The sequence below is a fragment of the Devosia sp. BK genome (assembly GCF_032907385.1).
Lineage (GTDB): Bacteria > Pseudomonadota > Alphaproteobacteria > Rhizobiales > Devosiaceae > Devosia.
In genome coordinates this window covers 1-21,356 of the sequence record NZ_JAIMBX010000010.1, presented here as the reverse complement: position 1 = coordinate 21,356, position 21,356 = coordinate 1, and the positions used below count along the sequence as shown (strand labels likewise).

Annotated in this window: 17 protein-coding genes and 1 pseudogene; 11 read left to right on the top strand and 7 right to left on the bottom strand. The window is 52.6% G+C overall.

The window, feature by feature from the left end:
• Nucleotides 1-715: 715 nt before the first annotated feature.
• The 6 genes from DevBK_RS20930 to DevBK_RS20905 all read right to left on the bottom strand — a co-directional run bounded on the left by DevBK_RS20930 (nucleotide 716) and on the right by DevBK_RS20905 (nucleotide 6,948).
• Nucleotides 716-1,942: a sugar transferase gene (locus DevBK_RS20930; protein ID WP_317186939.1), complete on the bottom strand. Its 1,227-nt coding sequence runs from the start codon at nucleotides 1,940-1,942 to the stop codon at nucleotides 716-718.
• Nucleotides 1,943-1,988: 46 nt separating this feature from the next.
• Complete coding sequence (locus DevBK_RS20925; protein WP_317186938.1) at nucleotides 1,989-3,857, bottom strand: nucleoside-diphosphate sugar epimerase/dehydratase; 1,869 nt, start codon at nucleotides 3,855-3,857, stop codon at nucleotides 1,989-1,991.
• Between the two features lie 151 nt (nucleotides 3,858-4,008).
• On the bottom strand, nucleotides 4,009-4,941 hold the full coding sequence (locus DevBK_RS20920) for a GNAT family N-acetyltransferase (RefSeq protein ID WP_317186937.1): 933 nt from the start codon (nucleotides 4,939-4,941) through the stop codon (nucleotides 4,009-4,011).
• Entirely contained in the window at nucleotides 4,935-5,858 is a 924-nt protein-coding gene (locus tag DevBK_RS20915) for a hypothetical protein (protein WP_317186936.1), read from the bottom strand. Before DevBK_RS20915 ends, DevBK_RS20920 begins: the two co-directional genes overlap by 7 nt.
• Nucleotides 5,858-6,550, bottom strand: coding sequence for an acetyltransferase (locus DevBK_RS20910; RefSeq protein ID WP_317186935.1), 693 nt, complete (start codon nucleotides 6,548-6,550; stop codon nucleotides 5,858-5,860). Before DevBK_RS20910 ends, DevBK_RS20915 begins: the two co-directional genes overlap by 1 nt.
• Nucleotides 6,547-6,948, bottom strand: coding sequence for an FdtA/QdtA family cupin domain-containing protein (locus DevBK_RS20905; protein ID WP_317186934.1), 402 nt, complete (start codon nucleotides 6,946-6,948; stop codon nucleotides 6,547-6,549). Before DevBK_RS20905 ends, DevBK_RS20910 begins: the two co-directional genes overlap by 4 nt.
• 378 nt (nucleotides 6,949-7,326) lie before the next feature.
• Between DevBK_RS20905 and tviB the strand changes: the two genes are divergently transcribed.
• The 11 genes from tviB (at nucleotide 7,327) to asnB (ending at nucleotide 20,694) form a co-directional block, all read left to right on the top strand.
• Entirely contained in the window at nucleotides 7,327-8,604 is a 1,278-nt protein-coding gene (gene tviB, locus DevBK_RS20900) for a Vi polysaccharide biosynthesis UDP-N-acetylglucosamine C-6 dehydrogenase TviB (RefSeq protein ID WP_317186933.1), read from the top strand.
• Between the two features lie 8 nt (nucleotides 8,605-8,612).
• Nucleotides 8,613-9,692 carry a dTDP-glucose 4,6-dehydratase gene (gene rfbB, locus DevBK_RS20895; RefSeq protein WP_410494121.1) on the top strand — a complete coding sequence of 360 codons (1,080 nt, stop codon included), beginning with the start codon at nucleotides 8,613-8,615 and terminating at the stop codon, nucleotides 9,690-9,692.
• A complete protein-coding gene (rfbA, locus tag DevBK_RS20890; protein ID WP_317186931.1) occupies nucleotides 9,689-10,552 on the top strand; it encodes a glucose-1-phosphate thymidylyltransferase RfbA in 864 nt (287 codons plus the stop codon). The genes rfbB and rfbA overlap by 4 nt, the downstream gene beginning before the upstream one ends.
• 23 nt (nucleotides 10,553-10,575) lie before the next feature.
• Nucleotides 10,576-11,700 carry a DegT/DnrJ/EryC1/StrS family aminotransferase gene (locus DevBK_RS20885; RefSeq protein WP_317186930.1) on the top strand — a complete coding sequence of 375 codons (1,125 nt, stop codon included), beginning with the start codon at nucleotides 10,576-10,578 and terminating at the stop codon, nucleotides 11,698-11,700.
• Between the two features lie 2 nt (nucleotides 11,701-11,702).
• A complete protein-coding gene (locus DevBK_RS20880) occupies nucleotides 11,703-12,977 on the top strand; it encodes a hypothetical protein (protein WP_317186929.1) in 1,275 nt (424 codons plus the stop codon).
• A complete protein-coding gene (locus DevBK_RS20875) occupies nucleotides 12,964-13,887 on the top strand; it encodes a glycosyltransferase (protein ID WP_317186928.1) in 924 nt (307 codons plus the stop codon). The genes DevBK_RS20880 and DevBK_RS20875 overlap by 14 nt, the downstream gene beginning before the upstream one ends.
• A 22-nt stretch (nucleotides 13,888-13,909) precedes the next feature.
• Nucleotides 13,910-15,085 (top strand): O-antigen polymerase, encoded by a 1,176-nt coding sequence (locus tag DevBK_RS20870; protein WP_317186927.1) that lies wholly within the window; start codon nucleotides 13,910-13,912, stop codon nucleotides 15,083-15,085.
• Between the two features lie 218 nt (nucleotides 15,086-15,303).
• Nucleotides 15,304-16,458: a glycosyltransferase family 4 protein gene (locus DevBK_RS20865; protein ID WP_317186926.1), complete on the top strand. Its 1,155-nt coding sequence runs from the start codon at nucleotides 15,304-15,306 to the stop codon at nucleotides 16,456-16,458.
• 106 nt (nucleotides 16,459-16,564) lie between these two features.
• Complete coding sequence (locus DevBK_RS20860) at nucleotides 16,565-17,233, top strand: hypothetical protein (RefSeq protein ID WP_317186925.1); 669 nt, start codon at nucleotides 16,565-16,567, stop codon at nucleotides 17,231-17,233.
• A gap of 191 nt (nucleotides 17,234-17,424) precedes the next feature.
• A complete protein-coding gene (locus tag DevBK_RS20855; protein WP_317186924.1) occupies nucleotides 17,425-18,486 on the top strand; it encodes an NAD-dependent epimerase/dehydratase family protein in 1,062 nt (353 codons plus the stop codon).
• A 219-nt stretch (nucleotides 18,487-18,705) separates the two neighbouring features.
• Nucleotides 18,706-20,694, top strand: a complete 1,989-nt coding sequence (asnB, locus tag DevBK_RS20850; protein WP_317186923.1) for an asparagine synthase (glutamine-hydrolyzing) — start codon at nucleotides 18,706-18,708, stop codon at nucleotides 20,692-20,694.
• Here asnB and DevBK_RS20845 read toward each other — a convergent pair.
• A pseudogene (locus DevBK_RS20845) lies at nucleotides 20,691-20,807 on the bottom strand (IS5/IS1182 family transposase); the annotation flags it as partial. The gene asnB and the pseudogene DevBK_RS20845 sit on opposite strands and share 4 nt — an antisense overlap.
• Nucleotides 20,808-21,356: the final 549 nt, after the last annotated feature.

Genomic DNA, 21,356 nt, shown 5'->3' with positions numbered 1-21,356 from the left:
CCGGTCCTGCGGCCGATCTCCCGGATCGATAGATGCTCTCGAAAATGCCAGCGTCGGATAACGCTCAGTAACGCCATGTCGATCACTCCACAGCCCCCGCTGAAAACAGCCAGGGCACGGTTGGAACATGGGTCAAATCTCGATGGAAATAGTCCCGCCTAACGGGTCACTTTTCAGTGGCAATCAACACACGGGCCCTTGGATGTCAACCCAGATGTACACCGTATTCTTCTGGGTGTGTGCGATCGTGTTTGCCGCCACTTACTCCGCGCTTAGAGAGCGCGGTGAAAGCCTGCGCGATGAGTGTCGGGCGGGTTGACACCTAGCAGCGGGCAGGAGGGCCATCGTCTTCAAGGTGATCCGAGTGGGATTAGCCAAGCGCCGGAGCGCGGCGTCCATTTGCGTTGTGAATTTCGCACACGATCCGACAACTTCGTGACAGACCACTAGACTACGAAGAACATCGATATCCGGGCGATAGTTCGATTTTGCGACGATGACCGCGCAGTGGGGCAGTCAGAGCTAATCATCATTATAGCAGTAGTGCAGACTCACGCGGCAGCTAAGATACGTCGCCCGTCTGATTGTGTTGTCGCGAAGTTATAAGTTTTTGACTTGGCTGCACCCAAGTTTCCAGTTACTGGGGATTCGAATAGACGTCTTTAAAATGGTCGTAGCTTGAAGCGCTTGATATTCGCATGTAACTCGATTGCGGCTATTTTGCTGCCTTACCAATCTTGTCGTTCATGCCTTTTCCCGCAACGGTCATCAACATGAGTTTGAGATCGAAGATTATGGAACGAAGCTTCAGGTAGCGCTCGTCACAGACCGCTAGCCTGACAGGGTCGCTCATGTCGATATCGTTGACCTGAGCCAGACCAGTAATTCCCGGCTTGAGTGTGAGCACTGCGCGTTTGCGACGTTCTTCAATAAGTTCAGTCTGGGTTGGAAGACACGGTCTTGGGCCTACGAAACTCATTTCGTTGACAAAGATATTAAAAACTTGAGGCAACTCATCTATCTTGGTTCGGCGCAAGATTTTACCGAACGGCGTCACAGCAGAGGAAGGCGCCTCATGCGTTGCGACATTGGGCGCGGACAGATGCATGGTCCGAAACTTATAGCAGGTGAATTCCTTTCCATTGAGTCCTATTCTGCGCTGGCGGAATATTCCTGGTCCGGGCGACTGCACTTTGATGACAATCCACACAATAATCATCAGCCACCACAGCAGCAAAACGATTGCGGCAGCTCCTAAAAGATCCATGCACCGTTTCAGAAATGTGTAGGCTAAATTTGTGTCTTGGTCGGTCGCCAAGATCACCGATTGATTAGACTGAAAGGCCGAATTGGTGAGGAGTTCTTTCGAAACGGCAGTGACATTGACCGTAGGCTTCAAAGCCTTGAGCGTCGGCAGGAGCAGCTTGGCCAAGAACGTCGGCGTGCGATTGAGGACTGCGAGACTCCCAGAATAGGTCTTTCCCAAAAGAGCAGGGATGTAAATGATCTTCGTTACGATCCCCGGGCTGTTATTAAGCGCCTCTTCAGCGGCTCGTTTCGATCGGGCATAGTGAGACTGGTTTGCGTGCTCCAAGGCGTGGACCGACGAAAAATACGTGAATCGTTTCACGCCACCAGCCGCAGCTAGGTTTCGAGCTTCGAGAGCCAGTGCGACATTTGTTCTTTCGAATTGCTCATAGGAAGCGTCGGAGTCGCTGTTTGTAGTGGCCAGAAATATCAGGTCTTCGTATTGTCCGGCGGCCCATGGGATGTCCGCATAGATGGCAACTTCATGGTGAGGAAATATTTCCCGCAGCTTGTTCTTGTCCCGGCCCACAAGCAACATTCGCGCCCCAGAAGCACTGAGCAACGGGACCAACTGCCGCCCGAGATTACCGCTGGCTCCAGCGACGATGAAAGAGGGGGCATGGGATTCATTCATAAAGGCTACCGAAAGAATGCAATGGTGAAGTTCTTGCCGCTGATAGTCAGCCGCTCTGGTTGACGACGTCGAACAGGATTCGGCGGGCGGAATGCTCGTCGAGCAAGGTGACGCTATCTCTTAGGTTGATGAGTGAATCGGTGATGCTCATGACGTCGGCGCGTGAGGCTGCCCGCATGATTTTTGCGTGGCGCGTGCTCTGCGATGAAGAGGAATCGTAGAAGAGTTCTTCATACATCTTTTCGCCAGGTCGCTTGCCTGTCACCACTATTTCGATATCTCCTCCTGGGTTGGCTTCCGAGCGCACACTAAGCCCAGCGAGGCGGACCATGTTTTCTGCCAGGTCGCTGATGAGCATCGGCTCGCCCATATCGAGGAGAAATACATCGCCGCCCTCTGAAAGCGCCCCCGCCTGAACGATAAGCTCTGCCGCTTCCTGAATTGACATGAAATAGCGCGTCATGGCGGCGTCGGTTAGCGTGACTGGCCCGCCGGCGGAGATTTGCTTCTTAAACAGTGGTACGACCGAGCCATTCGATCCAAGGACATTACCGAAGCGGACGGCGCAGAAGCGTTGGTTCGATTCTTCTGCCTTAGCGCGGGCGGACATATTGCTCACGATAAGCTCGGCCCACCGTTTGGTCGCCCCCATGACATTGGTCGGCCGCACGGCCTTATCGGTCGATATCAGTACGAAGTGTTCGACTCCGTGCTTGTATGAGGCCTCCGCCAGGGCTGCGGTCCCGAATATGTTGTTCTTGACGCCCTCCAGTGCGTTCGCTTCGACCAGCGGTACGTGTTTATGGGCGGCAGCATGGAACACGACGCGGATATCATTTTCCGACAGGACCTGCTCGATCCGAGCGGCGTCGGTGACCGAGCCGAGGACCGGAACGATGGCGAGGTCCTGAATTTCGGAAAGCTCTCGCTCGATTTGGTAAAGAGCAAATTCGTTGGACTCGAACAGGACAAGCCGCTGGGGGTTCCAGCGAGCAATCTTGCGGCACAGTTCCGAACCGATCGAGCCACCCGCGCCTGTCACCATGATTGATCGGCCGACGATCATCTGGCGGATCAGGTCCGGATCAGGCGGCACCGAGGATCGGCCTAGCAGCTCAACCGCGTCTATCTCCTTTATTTGACTGACGAGGTATTTGCCGGTCACCAGATCGACAATAGCGGGGATCACGCTAACCTTGACGGCGCGGCTGCTAAGAGATGTAACGATTTCTTTCCGGCGCTGCGCGGAAAGCGAAGGAATGGACAGGATCGCTTCGGATACTCCGTATTCCTCGACCAGACGCTCTAAAACCGAAGGACTATAGACCCTTACGCCACCTAGCTCTCGTCCGTGTAAGGAGTGGTTGTCATCCAAAAAGCCAACGATGCGATGGGTGCTCCGCAGCGATTGTGCAAGCTGCATACCGGCATCGCCAGCACCATAAATGAGCACAGCTTTATGATCTGCACTCAATCGCTTCGCGCCGTGTAGGAATATCCACTTAGCTACGAAGCGGCTGCCAACGACGACGAATGTGCCCAAGCCAAAGAAGATGACGGGCACAGATCGAGGGACAACCCCCCGTCCGGCCATTTCCGAAATGAATACAAGGCCCACCCAAGCTAGCGTAGCGAATGCCATGCTTCGCAGAATGGTCCACATCGCCTTTTCAGGTAGATAACGAACGATGGCCCGATAAAGTCCGGTACGAATGAAAATCGGAATCGCCACAACCGGAGCGGAGAGGATGATCGCCCACTGATCAATTTCCCTCGGGAAATACCAGTTGTCATACCGCAAGCAGAAGCTCATCCACAGCGCTAGTGAAAGCGCGATAAAGTCGAACGCGATCAAGATGCTCTGTTTCCAACGTCGCGGCAGAGCAAGTACGCGCGCGCGTAACCGGTCAATCATCACAAATTCCACTCAGAAACGGTCTAATTTATCGCCGTCATAACAGTTTGGCGAATGCTCAGAGCTGGCAAGGCGGGCGCCCTCAGCAAATATAATTTTGCTTCTGCCCTAATTTAAATTAATAGATTAGATCTGGGCATCCTCATTTTCTCTAGAAGTCAATTCGGTAACTATCTATCGAAACTGAACGCGCGCCGAAAGATTCTTTCTGAGCCAGTAGTCCGTCATTCAAGACTTTACCGGCCTGTTCCGTCGATATTCCAAAGCTGAAATATTTGCGATCCGCCGCTTCCTTGATTTGCGTTTCAATGAGAAGGTCGAGTGCGCCAACATCCTTTCCGCTATCGGATGTCGCCAGATATTGAGTGTGGACGACTTGGCCGAAGTCAAAGATCAAGCACCCAGCCATCAGTTCGGCCTTCATTGATGCGGTGTAAAGTTTGACATTGTCAGGAAACATCGTGGCCAGTAGCTCAAGTTCTGCCGGTGTATGAACCGGCGCGGCATCGTGCCTGGATAGCACCGAGGACAGCAGTTGGTGGAAGCCGGCCCAATCCTGCGAACGCGATATTGAAATTCCGGACTTCCGTGCTTTCGAAATCAATGCCTTGCGACCCTTAGAAAATGGGAGTCTTTTCGAAGTGTCGATGATACTTGACAGGTCTCGTCGCGCCAACTTGGCGCCATAGTCTTGCACAAGAAAGTACAGATCCTCCTCGGCCGGGATTTCATGAAAGATGTGCGGTACAGCTTTATATGTAAGTGTGCCAATCCCTGATGCCCGGAGCGAGGAAGCCATGGCATCGAAAATATCCCTGGTAAGCGCGCTTCTCAGGGACCTGCGCAGCACGAGCCCACCGAATGTCAGCCCACCGTGGGACGTAACGCTGTCGCCCTTTTGGGTGGCGGGCAAAGTGGCAATCAGCTTACCACCTTCGAAAAATAGCAGAGAATGATCCGTGAACCGGTCTTTGTGGTATTCGACAAACTTCCTCTTCAGGAAGAACAGTGGAGCCTTGCTGTCTTCAACAAGCTCGTCCCACGCTTCTTCAAAGCTGGAATCATAGCGCGTAACCTCTACCAAGTCTGAAGCTCCGCCAACCCGAAACCTTCACGGCCCATATTGTTTCCGTTGTAAACGGCCCAGAACTTGCCGTTCACCTCCACCAATCTAGGATAGCACAGGTGGAGGTGGTCGAACGTCCCGATTTCTCCAGGCGAAAGACCGATTTCATCGTCTATTCGCTTCCAAGAGAAACCGTCCGCTGAAACGGCCATTCCCGCTTGATAGCGGTCGTCTTTTGCGTATCCGGCGGTATAGAACATGACGTAAGACCCGTCCGGCCTGACAAAAACCGAAGGACGGCCAATGCGGTATTCATCGCCCTCGCAACCTATCAATTTACGCGCATTCGATGTGTCGAAGGTAATGCCGTCCGAAGACTGCATTTCCCAGATCTCGTATCGCGGATAAGGGATGCCGTTTTTTTCGAGCCAGCCGTCACCCCGGGCAACCCATCCGTGCCACTTATCGCCATGCAGCCTGATCGAATGCAAGGCATTGATCATTATCGAGCCGTTAGTGCGATCGATAATCGGTGCTTCTGAATATCTTTGGAACGTCAGGCCACCATCTTCACTGATAGCCAGACCAGTGAAAGCAAGAAACTTGGCTTTCTCGACTTTTTGGAAGCCGACATAATACATTCGGATGGTCTCACCAACCGCCTCAACATGGCCCAGAATGACGCCGTTGTCGTCAAATGCACCTGGCCGCCCGATATCAAGAGCGGGCTTTTGCGAGAACCCGACTACGTGCGTGGGATTTTGCGCGGACAAATCCACAAAACCAATGCGGCTGACGCCGAATTCATCACGAAAGCCCGCATAGACCCTGATCACCGATCCAAGGACAATCGGGGTAGGCGTAAGCGCTGAATTCAAAGCCCAGGGAAGATCGTAAGAGGCGTTCCAGACAAGCCCTTTCTTTGACCAGCGCATTACAGCTTCAACTTGCGCGCATCTAGACGAGGAACTTCGGCTGCTGGCGCACCGCGATAGACGCGGCCTTCTTCTTTGAGCGTCTTGGTGACATGTGTTCCGGCTGCGATAATGCATTGGGATGGAATGGAAATGCCGTCATTAAGCGTGGCATTCACCCCAATGAAGCTAGAATGGCCAATTGTGCAGTAGCCCGAAATCACGACATGGGAGGATATGAAGCAGTGGTCTTCTATCACACTCCGATGTCCCAAGTGATTCCCGCTCCACATGACCACGTTGTTTCCAATCGAGGTGAATGGCTGCAGCGTATTGTTCTCGAAGATAAATGTATTGTCTCCGATTTTAACGTTATGCCAGCAGAAACACCGGGAACTAACGTAGCTTGCCAGCTTGTAGCCTTTGTCGCGCGAAGCATTGTAGAGCCGTGTTCGCGTAGCGTTGAGATCACTTGCGGGAATGGCAACGAACAGTTCGACGGTGCCGGGAGCATATTCACTTTCGAGATCTTCGAAAGCAACGACGGGAAGGTTCAGCGGATTCGTCGAATCCAGGTAATTTTTCTCTACAGAATATGCCAGAACTTCGTATTCAGAATCATGAGTGAAGTATTCATACGCAATTGCAGCGAACTCGCCAGCTCCTATGAGCACGAGTTTTTTCGTTTTTGATGGGTGACTTTCCAGTTTCAATTTTTAACTTCCTCAAGAAACGTTTCGTAGTCTCTTATGTAATCTGCTTCTGAATATACCGCGTCAGTCATAACCATCAGGACGCAGTTGCTGGTGAACTCACTCATCTCGCGCCAAATGCGACCCGACAGGTAAAGGCCGGTGGAAGGCGACGAAAGTGGAATATCAACCCTTTCAGTTCCATCATCGAGGGTGAAGACGCAACTGCCGCTCAGGCAAACCACGATCTGTTGGAGCTCTCGATGGGCATGATGCCCGCGGGTGCTGCCCGGATTAAGTTGCGTGATGCAATAGACGCGTTTCACATCGAAACGCAGTCCGGCTCCTTGCTCATACACCGACAAAGTGCCTGATTCAGCTTCATATAACGGAAAAGAAATTAGCTCGAACCCGGCCATGATATGTCTCAGATCGCATTTGTGGTCAGAACGCCGCGATGAATTACACGGTCTTTCGTTGCGCACGTGTATAGTTGTGGTCAGGGCATATGGCCAGACCTTGCCATCTGCAGCGAACCATGGCTAAAGGCCGCTGATCAATAGGCGACATTTTTAGAATGAAATGACGTCAAGTGTGCCCATGTGCGAGGAATACGAAAACTCGTTCACAAAAGATACAGATCGCAAGGGGGCATCCGTCTTAACTGGCGAATAAGTGCCAGTGGCCTCGCTCTGCATCTCGACGTTACATAACGATGTGGGGTAAAGACCGGAAACGTTAGTGGAGGACGGTGCTGCCGCCTTCGTTGAATGGTTCACGACTACTACGAGTGACATATGAAGAATGCAGCTGAACGCAAATTAGCGGTAGTCGGACTTGGCTACGTCGGGCTGCCACTCGCCGTGGAATTTGGGAAAATACGCGCCGTTACCGGTTTTGACATCGATGCCGCGCGCATTTCCGATCTTCAGTCTGGCCATGACCGCACACTTGAGACAACGGCCGACGACCTTCGTAAGGCCCAGGGTCTTCGGTTTACTAGTTCTGCGCAGGACCTTGAAGACAGCGACGTCTTTATCGTTACCGTTCCAACCCCAGTCGATAAGTCGAAAAGGCCGGACTTGCGTCCACTGATTGCGGCAAGTCGCACCGTAGGCGCTTATCTCAAGCGCGGCGATATCGTTGTTTACGAATCAACCGTCTATCCTGGTGCGACCGAGGAAGACTGCGTTCCGATCCTGGAAGAAGTCTCTGGCCTGCGTTTCAATGAGGATTTTTTCGTCGGTTATTCGCCCGAGCGTATAAATCCCGGCGACAAACTTCACCGATTGACGACTGTCGTTAAGGTTACGTCCGGATCAACCCCTGAGACTGCACAGATCGTCGATGAGCTCTATCGTGGGATCGTCGCTGCCGGGACGCACATGGCGCCCTCCATCCGAGTCGCCGAAGCTGCCAAAGTCATTGAAAACACCCAGCGTGACCTCAATATCGCGCTTATCAACGAGCTTGCGATCATCTTCAACAGAATGGGAATCGACACCGAAGATGTTCTCAAGGCGTCAGGGACCAAATGGAATTTCATGCCGTTCCGCCCGGGATTGGTGGGTGGACATTGCATCGGCGTGGATCCCTACTATCTGACCCATAAGGCAGAGGAACTGGGCTACCATCCAGAAATCATCCTAGCAGGGCGGCGTCTTAACGACTCAATGGGTTCTTACGTCGCCGCAGAGATGGTTAAGGCCATGATCCGCAAGGGCATCAATGTTAGCGGCTCGCGAATTCTCGTCATGGGACTAACCTTCAAAGAAAACTGTCCTGACCTGAGAAACACGCGCGTGATCGACGTTATAAGCAGTCTTGAAGATTACGGTTGTCAAGTGGATGTGTTCGATCCCTGGGTTTCCGCAGCCGAGGCCGAGCAAGAGTATGGTCTTAAAGTGCTCAAGGAGGTCTTTGATCAAAGCTACGACGGCGTTCTCGTCGCAGTCGGCCATGACCAGTTCAAGAACATGGGCGCAGAGGGCATGCGGCGTCTGGCTAGGGATAGGCATGTTCTCTACGACTTGAAATCGATCATGCCCGTTGGCGATTCCGACCTGAGACTTTAACTGGAGCCATGCCCATGTCGAAAAACACCGTTCTCGTTACCGGTGGCTACGGCTTCATTGGCTCTGCTTTGGTGCGGCGCCTGGTCGGAAACGGACATGTCGTAATTAACGTCGACAAGCTGACCTATTCGAGCAACTTCCTCTCTCTGAAAGACATAGAGGGGCACCCGGGTTATCTCTTCGAACAAGGCGATATTTGCGATAGTGGTTGGATTGCCGGACTGCTTGAGACGTATAAGCCTGAAGCGATCATCAACCTCGCGGCTGAGACCCATGTCGATCGGTCGATCGATGGTCCAGACGCGTTTGTCCGAACCAACATTCTTGGCACTTATGCACTTCTTGAAGCTGCCAGACGCTATTCGGCTGTGGCAGATCAGAACGAGCAACTGCTTTTCATCCACGTTTCGACCGATGAAGTGTTTGGCGATCTCGGCCCAGATGACGCCCCGTTTAGCGAGCGAACGCCATATGCCCCGAGTTCTCCCTATTCGGCGAGCAAAGCGGCTTCCGACCACCTAGTGAAAGCCTGGGGGCGTACCTATGGGCTTTCCACGATTGTGACCAATTGTTCGAACAATTACGGGCCGCGACAGTTTCCCGAAAAATTGTTGCCCCACATGATCCTAAATGCGTTGGCGGGCAGGCCGCTACCTGTCTATGGGGATGGCAACAATATCCGCGATTGGCTTTATGTAGAGGACCATGCATCGGCGCTCGAGGATGTGCTGCTCAAGGGTCGCAGCGGTGAAAGCTACCTGATCGGCGGTAACAACGAAGTGCGCAATATCGACCTCGTCCGAGCGATCTGCCGCGAACTCGACGCAAAGGTCGTCCACAAGCCCGAAGGCGTCGGAAAGTTCGAGGACCTCATTACGTTTGTTAAAGATCGCCCAGGCCACGATACGCGATACGCGATCGATGCCACTAAAGTCAGGGATGAACTCGGTTGGGAGCCTAAGGAAAGCCTGTCGACTGGATTGGCCAAGACCATCGAATGGTATTTGAATAATCCGGAATGGCTCACCGAGGCGACTGCGGCGGACTACAACCTAGAGCGCCTTGGCCTTGGGAAGGAAAGCCTATGAAGGGCATAGTTTTAGCCGGTGGATCCGGAACCAGACTACACCCGCTCACGCTGGGCGTTTCCAAACAGCTTTTGCCTGTCTATGACAAGCCGATGGTGTTCTATCCCCTTAGCGTCCTCATGCTTGCAGGTATTCGCGACGTTCTGATTATTACCGCACCGACAGACATCGACGCTTATCGGCGTTTGCTGGGGGATGGATCTAAGTTCGGAATCTCGATTAGCTACGAAATTCAGCCTCGTCCTGAAGGTTTGGTACAAGCCTTCACGCTTGGTGAAAAATTTATTGACGGCAATCCCGTCAGCCTTGTGCTCGGAGATAACATATTCTTTGGTCAGGGGTTCACGTCGATGCTCCGTCGCGCCGTCGATCGTAAAGATGGTGCCACTGTGTTCGGCTATCGCGTCACTGACCCAGAGCGTTTCGGTGTGGTGGAATTCGATCAGGACATGCGCGCCATCAGCATCGAGGAAAAGCCCGAAAAGCCGAAATCGAATTACGCGGTAACGGGCCTGTATTTCTATGACTCGCAGGTGTGCGAACTCGCAAAGACCATAAAACCATCGGCCCGCGGCGAGCTTGAAATATCGTCCTTGAACCAGCTGTATCTCGAAAAAGATCAGATGCATGTCGAGTTGTTGGGGCGAGGTTTTGCTTGGCTGGACACGGGCACACACGAAAGCCTACTCGAAGCTGCGCATTTCGTTGAAACCGTGGAGAAACGGCAGGGCTTCAAGATTGCCTGTCTTGAAGAAATTGCTTTGGCTAACGGCTGGCTCTCGCGCGCCGATGTCCTGGCGGCTGGCGAGACGTACTCAAAAACGCAATATGGCCAATATCTTATGCAGATCGCAGGCTAGTGAAATCTTCGGACGCAAAGACAATGATCCCATTCCTCGATCTCAAGAGCATTAACTCTCGCCAAGATGCCGAACTCAAGAGTGCATTCGACCGCGTGATGGCGAGCGGGTGGCTTATCCTCGGCAACGAGGTCAAATCGTTCGAAGCCGAGTTTGCATCCTATTCACACGCCGCCGAATGCATCGGCGTCGCAAACGGTCTGGAAGCGCTTTCGCTCGTCCTCCGCGCCTGGGACGTTGGGCCTGGCGACGAAGTGATCGTGCCCTCCAATACGTTTATCGCGACCTGGTTGGCTGTTTCTCACGTAGGCGCCATTCCGATACCGGTTGAGCCGCGACTTGAAACCTACAATATAGACCCCGATCTGATCGAAGCTGCGATCACCCAGCAGACTAAGGTTATTATCGCCGTCCACCTTTATGGACAGCCGGCCGAGATGACCAAAATCAAAGAAATTGCCGCCAAGCATGGTCTGCGCGTCTTAGAAGACGCAGCCCAGGCTCATGGAGCAAAATGGGACGGCATCCGTACCGGAAGCCTTGGCGACGCGGCTGGATTTAGCTTCTATCCCGGTAAAAATCTTGGTGCGCTTGGTGACGGTGGTGCCGTGACTTCGTCGGATCCGGAGGTTGCTAACCGCTTGCGCCTACTCAGAAATTATGGCTCCGAAGTCAAGTATACGAACGATGTCGTTGGCTGGAATAGCCGGCTGGACGAGCTTCAAGCAGCTTTCCTGCGGGAAAAGCTTGTTTTGCTTGATCAGGACAACGATCGGCGTCGCGCTATAGCAGCGCGGTACAATGCCGAATTGTCCGGCTTAGACGACTTGGTTCTTCCCGAGGTCCATGATCAGGCCGAACCTGTGTGGCACCTCTACGTCATCCGCACCAGCAACCGTGATGACCTCCATCAATATCTTGCAGCAAACGGGGTAGGCACGCTCATTCACTATCCAATCGCGCCTCATTTGCAGAGCGCGTATAGAAATCTCGGACTAAAGGAGGGGGCGTTCCCGATTTCTGAACGCATCCACCGCGAAGTACTCAGCCTGCCTATCGGTCCAACAATGTCGGACGACGAAGTGTCCGCGGTGATCGGAAAGATACGTGATTATTTCGGCGTACATTCCGAGGGGCACAAGAGCTAAATTTGCGCCCCCTGAGCATTGCGGGCCTATCCGCTGCGGAGACGATTTTCCGGCTGATTTGCGCCCTGATCGCGGTACGGCTCATATCCGCTTTTGGCGGTGTGGTTGGAGTTGCGAATTACGGCCAATTTCAGAACCTGCTGTCTGTCGCTACGATCATCGGCAATGGCGCCGTCGTCGTGGGTCTCGTCACCTTCGTCTCTAGGCACGACCGCAGCGAGCGACAACGCGCTTATTGGGTGCAAGCAGGTTTTGGCGCAGCGTTAAGTTGCGGTCTGCTGGCGGGCGTCGTCATCGGGGCGCTTTCTCTATTGCCTGCCGCCGAACAGGTAGTGAATCCGACAGGCGATCTCAATCTATTGATATTGCCGCTTCTCGCGCCAGTAGTTTCCCTATATTATTACAGGGTCGCCATTCTTAATGGCTCCGGTAAAATATACGAGCTGATAGCGTCCAAGGCCTTTTATAGTATCTCCTTGGTCGTGGTGACCTTTGTATTGCTGGTCATGGGCCTGTCTAGTGGAGCAGAATGGGGCCTTGCTCTGGCACCCTGTATTGCTCTGGCGCTCTCTATCGCCATATCGCAGATCCGGTCATCGAAAAGAGGTGTTTTACCGGTGCCGAAGTTGCGTCGTTATGCCGTTCGACGCCTGACACCGTATTGGATCATGGGCGTAATAGGGGCCTGCTGCACGCCGATAACTTTGATTGCCATCAGGCTCACAGTGGCAGACAAACTGGGATGGCACGCTGCCGGTATTTGGGAAGCTGCCTGGCGATTAACTGATATCTATCTATTGGTGATCACCAACGCTCTCATCGTCTATTATGTGCCACGGCTAAGCAAGATAAGAGACCTCATCGAAGAAAGAGACTTTGTCGTAAAGACCGTTGTGATTTCCGTATTGATATCTTCATTTCTAGCCCTTGGGTTTTTCATATTTCAGGGACTAGTCGTTGATATCATATATGGAAATGGATTCTCAGACATATATTACATACTTTGGATGAATATTGTTGCCAGTATAATTCGTGTTGGCGGATGGGTTGTGTCATACAATATCATCGCCAGAGGAAAAAAAACTCAGTTCATTCTTATGGAGTTAGGCAGTTCTGGCGTTCTCTATCTAGCCAATCTTGTGTTCGTAGAGCATTTCGGCCTTATAGGTGCTGGCTACGCTTCGATTTTCGGAGCCATTGTCTACGGGCTCGCGTGCGTCTCCTACTTTTGTCTGACATTTTTAAAACGACAAGGATCGCGCCATGCCGTTTCCTGACACCGATCAGCCGCTGGTTACGGTCATCATGCCCGTCTATAACCAGCAAACGCTAGTGGCAGAGTCATTACGGTCCGTTCTTCAGCAGTCTTATGGAAATATCGAGATCTTGGTAAGCGACGACAAGTCGACGGACGGGAGTCTCGATGCCATTCGTCGTTTATTGTCTGAAACAGACGCCGGCTCGAAATCCGTCCACGTCATTGCCCAGCCGGAAAATCTTGGCATAAGCAGACACGTGAACAACTTGCTCAGCAAAGCCAACGGTGAATTCATCGCCTTTTTCTCTGGCGACGACATCATGTTTTCAGAAAAAATCGACAGCCAGGTGCGATTAATGTTGGCGGACCCAGACTGCACGATCTGCTATCATGACATGGAGGTACAGGATGCCGGTTCGGGTGCAGTTAAGTTTCGCTTCAGTGATCGAATTCCTCCGCGGCAAGGTCATATGGATCAATTGATGCGACATGGTTCGTTCATCTGCGGCGCAGCCTTCATGGCGCGCCGTAAATTTCGGATCGTCTATTGTGATGAGCAAATCCGGTTCGCTTCGGATTGGTTGCACCAGATGGAATGGTTGGGCGCCAACGGCGGAACGATAAAATATATCGATAGAGTACTTGGTCGTTATCGTCGCCACAGTGGCAACACGACTTCAAGCGACATGAGCAGGGGATTTGACGAGACGCTGAAGTCTATTGACGTTGCTAGGTCAAGGCTGCCCCAACTCGTTGAGGCCGCCGCCCGCAGGGAAGGAGAGCGGCGCCAGACATATGGCCTTTATCTTCTGTTGCACCGGCATTTCAAAAAAGGCATCGCTCAATTTACCAGAGGCGTGCGCATGTCGCCCCTATCGTTTCTCGACTTTTTGTCTAATTGCTTGAGGGCTTCTCGTGCACGATTCTGAGCTAAATATCTCGGACATGCCCTTGGACACAAAGAGCACGAGCTTATCGTCGGTCACTGACTATATCCTCACGCCCGGTGCTATATTCGCCCTGGTGTGGATCTCCGTGATCGTGCTCAGTTCGGTAGTTCAGTACTTTTTGCCTGGATTTTTCTACGACTACACTCTTTCATTTTACATCTATGTTGTTGGCATTATTGCGCTTTGGGTGATTTTGTCCGGTGCGACCTATAGTGTTGGGCGTAAAATTGCTTGGCAGCTTCCAAGATTTGGATTTATGAGCGGCCATATTGCAAGGATTCTTCTGGTGATTATCCCTATTGTGTTCATTGGGGTGTCAATTCTTGAAATACACAACAGTACTGGTAGTTTTTTACCGCTGCCGGCGAATATTGAACGTCACCGCTACCTAATCACCGAGATGGCGCAATCGCCAAGATATGCCTGGGTGGCGATAATGAACGGCGCAATGTTCTTACTTCCGATTTCTGCTTTTATATATTTTAAAGACGATCGTATTTTTTCGGCAATCCAGATTTTATTTTTTATCGTCTTTGTCTATATGAGTGGTGCGAGGGCCTCGTTCTTTATGGCAATGACAGTTTTTGCATTTTTTTATTTGCAAAGACATTTCTCGCTGAAGTTCGTCTTGACGATGGCCATTCTGCTGGTTTTCTCCTTTGGCGTATTAGGCGCCGTTGTCGGGAAAGGTAGCCTGAACAGCTACCTCGTCTACTTGCTTGGCCCGGCGCATGCTTTCTCGGCCGTCCTCAATGGTGACGCCGAGCTAACCAGCAACATGATCTCTTTCCGTGTGGCGCAGCCTGTACTTTCAGTTTTGGGTATTGGCGGCAACATCGATCATATTTTGCCTTATGTTCAGACACCAAGTCCGGTAAATGTCTATACGGTTTTTGGCGTATATTTCAGTGACTTCGGTTGGATAGGTTCATATCTGATACTCTCCGTTTTTGCTGCCTTGAGCGGACTGATCTGCGGGCTTGCCAAAGGCTCTAACTGGATTCCGATGCAGATTTGGGCTGCTGTCTGTTTTTCACAGATATGTCTTGGAATATTTCATGACTACTACTCGTCAGGCACGATCGTTTTTGCCATACCCATTTATGGCTTAGTGCTTTTTGGTAGATCGTCTGATTTGAGACAAAACAATCATTCGTCAGAGCCAGTTTTAGCTTGAAAGTGAACATGCCTGGCATTGGCGCAGCGTCCAGCTAAAGACCGGATGGGGACGCTATCAAAGTGCCAAGAACGCCGATCGCCGTTTGGGTTAAAGATTTCAAGACGAAGAGGTATGTCTTCTCGGGCGAGTTTCAAAAATGGGCTCGCAATTCGGCTATCTAGTCAATTTTGCGCCCGGTCGTTGGCGGCCTAATCTAATAACCATGGTAGATATCTGTGCCTAAAGTTGCGATCGTTGGAAACCAGGCTTTTGCTTTACTGAACTTCCGCGCGCCACTCATCGAGGCGCTCGTTGCGGCTGGAAATGAGGTGGTTGCCTGTGCCCCTCGTATGACTGAGGAAGACAAGTCCAGGATCCGGGAACTGGGTGCCCTGCCGTTGGAGTACCCTCTGACCCGAGCCGGAATTAATCCGTTTCATGACTTAGCGACGCTGATTGGACTGCTGCGGATTTTATTAGCGCATAAACCGGATGTCGTTGTCTCTTATACAATCAAGCCGTCCATATATGGGACGATTGCCGCCAAACTGGCTGGCGTGAAACATTCTTATGCCATGATTACGGGACTTGGTTACGCCTTTACAAATTCACGAGCAAATATTCGCTCAAAGATTATCTACCGCGTCGCTCGACTTCTTTATAAGTTGAGTTTCTTGCTATCCGATGGTGTTGTCGTTCAGAATAATGACGACAGGAACTTCATCATTGATGAAGGCCTCATCAGCGCCAGCAAGGTCAAGGGCGTCTTCCCAACCGGAATAAAGCTTGGTGAATGGCCTTTGACGCCGCCGTTGCTTATTCCGACTACATTCACGCTGGTTGCCAGAATGCTGGCTGACAAAGGTGTGCGAGAATTTGTGGCAGCTGCCAAATTGATCAAGTGTAGGTATCCCAGCGCCAGATTTCTCTTGGTGGGAGGGTTGGACAGCAATCCACTGGCCATAGGCGAGGCCGAAGTTTCGACGTGGGTGGGCGAGAAAACAGTGGAGTGGCTTGGTCATGTCCCTGTAAGGCCGGTCCTTGACGAGACCAGCGTGTTCGTACTTCCCTCCTATCGAGAAGGTGTGCCAAGATCATCGCAGGAAGCTGCCGCATTGGGCCGTCCTATTGTGACGACCGATGTTCCGGGCTGCAGAGAAACAGTGATACATGGTGTCAACGGTTTTCTTGTGCCGGCCCAAGATGTCGAGCGGTTACGCGAGGCTATGGAAAGGTTTCTGCAGTCGCCTGATCTGATATCCACAATGGGCAACGAGAGCAGGAAAATCGCGGAACAAAGGTTTGATGCGGAAAAGATCTGCGCCCAACTGATCAAGATCTTTGGTTTGGCATCCACGCAATCAGAACAAGCAGCGAATTCTGATCTGTAAAGCGAACTGAAGCGAGACCTTTCTAACTATTTACAGAAGCGAAAATGGCGAGTTTCTTCGCCGCTATCAAATACATCGATATCCGATAACGAGCGGCGAGAATTTAATGAAGCAAGAGCAGTTTAGCATCTACGATGTGGCAGAATGGTTTTGGTCTTTTCGCTGGTTAATAATTGGGCTTTTGGCTCTAGCTGGCATTTGGACGGCTGTGTTGGTGGTGACCACACCTTCGCAGCCGGTGGCAGAGCCAACTTCTGAAGTCCAATTGAGGGTAAAAGTCCTTGCCTCCGGAACGCCCCTGAGAAGCGCCGAGCAGATTTCAGATATCGTGAGTTCCGCTCTTGATGGAGACGAGGTCAAAATGACCTCAATCTCTCCAACTACCACGATGCTTTTTACCGCAAGGACAATGGCGGATGCCGAAGCTATTATGGACAAGCTCCAGCAGATTGATACGGCTTTAGAGACGGAGGTGCGCCAACGCGTTCAGTTGCTGGCGAACGAAGAAAGCCGTGTCCTGCAATCAACCGAATTTGCAGCCTCCCAGTATCTTGGTGCTGTAACCTTTGTTGGTGGAATAGATGCTGGTCTGATAAAGATTGTAGATGCGTACTTAGAGAAACAGCCAGGCAGCGCTGCCAATGCCGTGCCCGTCCGAGTTTTTCTTTCGCGGCTAATTCTTCCATGGGCATTTGCCGGCGCTGTTTTTGTGGTGGTCACCGGCGTCATGACGTTTGCCCGCGGTTGGAAGCGGCATCGGTCTGGAAGGCTATAAGGGAGCTTCCAGAGCACCCGGTCGACAGGTTGTCCTGCATTTCAGATGACTGAATACCCGTAGTGAACTGATTTTTTTGTTCTCAGACTTTTTGGCTATGGGGCCGAGCAGCAATCGGTTAGGAGAACCCGCCGTGACGGTTCGTGGCTTTGGCAGCAACACGGTCAAAAACAAGTCGAGGGACAAGCGACATGAAGCGTTATGATGAAGTTATGGACCAGTTGCGACAGGTTCCGCGTGTTTGGCTGGTCACCGGGGTGGCCGGCTTCATCGGCAGTAATCTGCTTGAGGTTCTTCTTAAAGCCAACCAAAAGGTCGTGGGGCTCGATAATTTCGCCACGGGTTACAAGCGCAATCTTGATGAAGTGCAAACACTTGTAACCTCCGAACAGTGGGGTGGATTCAAGTTCATCGAAGGCGATATCCGAGAGTTGCAAGATTGTCATAACGCCATGCGTTGGGACGAGAATTCACCCGTGGCACATGTTCTGCATCAGGCTGCATTAGGCAGCGTGCCCCGCAGTCTTGCCGATCCGATAGCCACCAATGCTGCCAATATTACGGGTTTCCTCAACATGCTAGTTGCGGCCCGGGATTCTGGTGTGAAAAGCTTCACCTATGCGGCAAGCAGCAGCACCTATGGCGATCACCCTGGCTTGCCGAAGGTCGAAGACAAGATCGGTCGCCCGCTCAGTCCATATGCAGTGACAAAGTACGTAAACGAGCTTTACGCCGACGTATTTGCGCGTAGCTATGGATTTTCGTCCATCGGGTTGCGTTACTTCAATGTTTTCGGCGCCCGCCAAGACCCCAATGGGGCCTATGCGGCCGTGATCCCCAAATGGGTCGATAGCCTGTTGCGCGGCGACGTGATCTACATCAATGGCGACGGTTCTACGAGCCGCGATTTCTGTTACGTCGCAAACGCCGTTCAGGCCAACATTCTAGCATCGGTTGCAGAAGACGATGCCGCGCGCAACCAGGTTTATAATGTCGCCGTGGGTGACCGGACGACCCTGCTCGAGCTGATCGATGCCATTCGGTACAATCTGACGGCGACTACAGCTTTTCCGCCTCCAAATATTGTGCAGCGCGATTTTCGTGCCGGAGATGTAAAACACTCGCAGGCTGACATCAGTAAGGCGAGAACGCTGCTGGCATACGAGCCGTCCCACACCGTTCACGATGGTCTTGGAGAAACGATGTCATGGTACGTGTCTGCGCGCGAGAAGCGCGACCCTAGCTTGACTTGAGCACAATTTGTGGCGCGGCATTGCCTATTGAGCCTAGTTTAAGCTTGCGCATTGCTCTTTCCGTAGGCGATCTCATATTGTCTTTCGGGCTGCACGCGCTTTCGTAAATGCGGCGATCCTCTTGATGATAAAATCTAATTTCGTTTGCGGCGCTTGTCGGAACATTACCGTTGAAGCCTAACAAAGGCTGATTGTTTTGCTCGTTCGCGCAGGTCGAACTTGCTCGAAGTCAAGGAACGCTCTATGTGCGGAATTGCGGGCTATCTAGGGAAAAGCCAGTCTCTCGACGAGCCTTCGGAAGATACTCTTTTACGCATGGCAGAGGCCATCAGTTCTCGCGGTCCGGATGACATGGGTGTCTGGGCCGACGACGAAGGGCGCATCGGCCTTGCCCACCGTCGACTTTCCATCGTCGATTTGTCCCCTGCGGGCCATCAGCCCATGCAGTCCGCTTCTGGACGATTCGTGATGGTCTACAATGGCGAGATCTACAACCACTCCGACATCCGCATTATGCTTGACCAGGATGGGCTCGCACCCTCGTGGAGGGGACATTCTGACACCGAAACGGCTCTTGCTGGCTTCGATGCATGGGGCATCAAAGCCACCTTGGAACGATGCGTCGGCATGTTCGCATTTGCCATATGGGACCGCCGGGACCGCACTCTCACATTAGCGCGTGACCGGATGGGCGAAAAACCGCTCTATTACGGCTGGCAAGGCCAAGGAGCCGACGCTGTTCTCCTTTTTGGCTCTGAACTTAAGGCTTTGAGGCAGCATGCCTCGTTTGATCGTGCGATTGACCGGGATGCAATCTGCTTGCTTCTGCGGCACAATTATATACCGGCACCCTATTCAATCTTTCGCAACGTCAAAAAACTTGAGCCTGGAAGCATGGTTACGGTGCAGGCTTGGTCGCACCGACATGAAAGGGTTGAAACCTACTGGGATCTGCCAAGCGTTGCCGAAGCAGGCCAGCGTAGTAAACACCAGGGGAGTCCCGCTGAGATAGTGGATGACCTTGAGGCGCTGTTGAGGCAATCCATTGCCGGTCAGGCCGTTGCCGATGTTCCTCTTGGTGCGTTTTTGTCGGGCGGGATCGACTCGTCGACCGTCGTGGCACTGATGCAGACCCAGTCTTCGCGGCCCGTAAAAACCTTCACGATCGGGTTCAGTGAAGAAGGTTATGACGAAGCCGAGCACGCTCGCGCTGTTGCTTCTCATCTTGGTACTGACCATACAGAACTGTATGTATTCGGAAACCAAGCCATTGATGTCATCCCACGATTGGCGACACTTTACGACGAGCCTTTTTCGGACTCATCTCAAGTGCCGACATTCCTCGTGTCCCAGCTCGCTCGTCAGCATGTCACGGTCTCCTTGTCAGGCGATGGCGGAGACGAGTTGTTCTGTGGCTATAGCCGATATTTGGCAGCTTCCAGAAATTGGAAGAAGCTTTCAGCTATACCGCGGCCCTTGCGCGCCTTAACGGCGATGTGCATCAACGGCCTTTCGCCCCAAGCATGGGACGGCCTCGCAAGGACGATGCCGCGCGTGAAACAGCGCTTTGGCGGTCGCGTCGGCGACAAATTACACAAGGCAGCAGGGGTCGTCGCAAGCCGGACTATCGATGAACTTTATATGGGCTTGGTGTCTCACTGGGGCGATCCTGACGAGGTGGTGCGTGGTGGACGCGAGCCCGCCACGCGTCTGACTGGCAATGCGCCGGCGCTGGAGGGGCTGGATGCTGTCGAGCGGATGATGGCGCTCGACATGATATCCTATCTGCCAGACGACATCCTGGCAAAAGTCGATCGAGCGGCCATGGGTGTCAGCCTTGAAACACGGGTTCCCTTTTTGGACCATCGGGTCGTGGAATTCGCTTGGCGTGTTCCGCAAGACGTCAAGTTGCGCGACGGTCAAGGTAAATGGCCTCTACGGCAAGTGCTTTACCGGTATGTTCCGCAGGCATTGATGGACCGTCCAAAAATGGGCTTCGGCATTCCGCTTGACAAATGGTTGCGCGGTCCTCTTCGCGATTGGGCCGAAAGCCTTCTGACCGAAGAGCGGCTGCGTCGCGAGGATTACTTCGACCCCGTGCCGATTCGGCAAAAATGGCAGGAACACCTGAGCGGCCAACGAAACTGGGCTTATCACCTATGGGACATTCTAATGTTCCAAGCCTGGTTGGAGCAGCATCTGAACTAGGCCCTGTTGACATAAGTGGGCATCCATGGTTTTGCGGCAGCGAGTGCAACGAAGCCAAGGAATGAGACGGCGCTCTTGTCGTATCGGGTTGCGATGCGACGGAACTTGATCCTGCGTCGCCAAGGTTAAAGAGAAACCGGGATAGGCCTCTACCGATCCAGACCAGGAAGTCGGCTCCGTCTCCATTGCTGCTCGTTTGATCAATTCGAGCTAGGACATCACGATCATCCCATATCGTGTCCCGAGTGCCGAAACGAGGTAAGGTCAGAACGTGCGACGCGAACGACGCGGTCGCTTGGCTTTAAAACAATGCCGGTGGCATTGAAATCGGGATCGAGAAAGACAAAAAAGGCAGGGGCTCTGAAGGGGCAACTCGCTCCTGTTCTCGGTCATATCGGTCGCCATCGGCACAAAATCTACTTATCCCAAGCCACTTCTGTCGTAAGCGGTGTCCTACCCCCACCTTCCTCCCGTTTGTGAGCCATGAGATTGCGCACTGATTGATGTCAGTGCGGGAGTTTCTCCATGGACGCTCCATTTGACGTTGCCCCCTGCGCCTAATCCAGTTTGAAGTAGGCTCTGGCCCATCAGAAGGACCAGAGATGAAGCGAACCAGGTTCACCGAAGAGCAGATCATCGCGATCGTGAAGGAGCAGGAGACC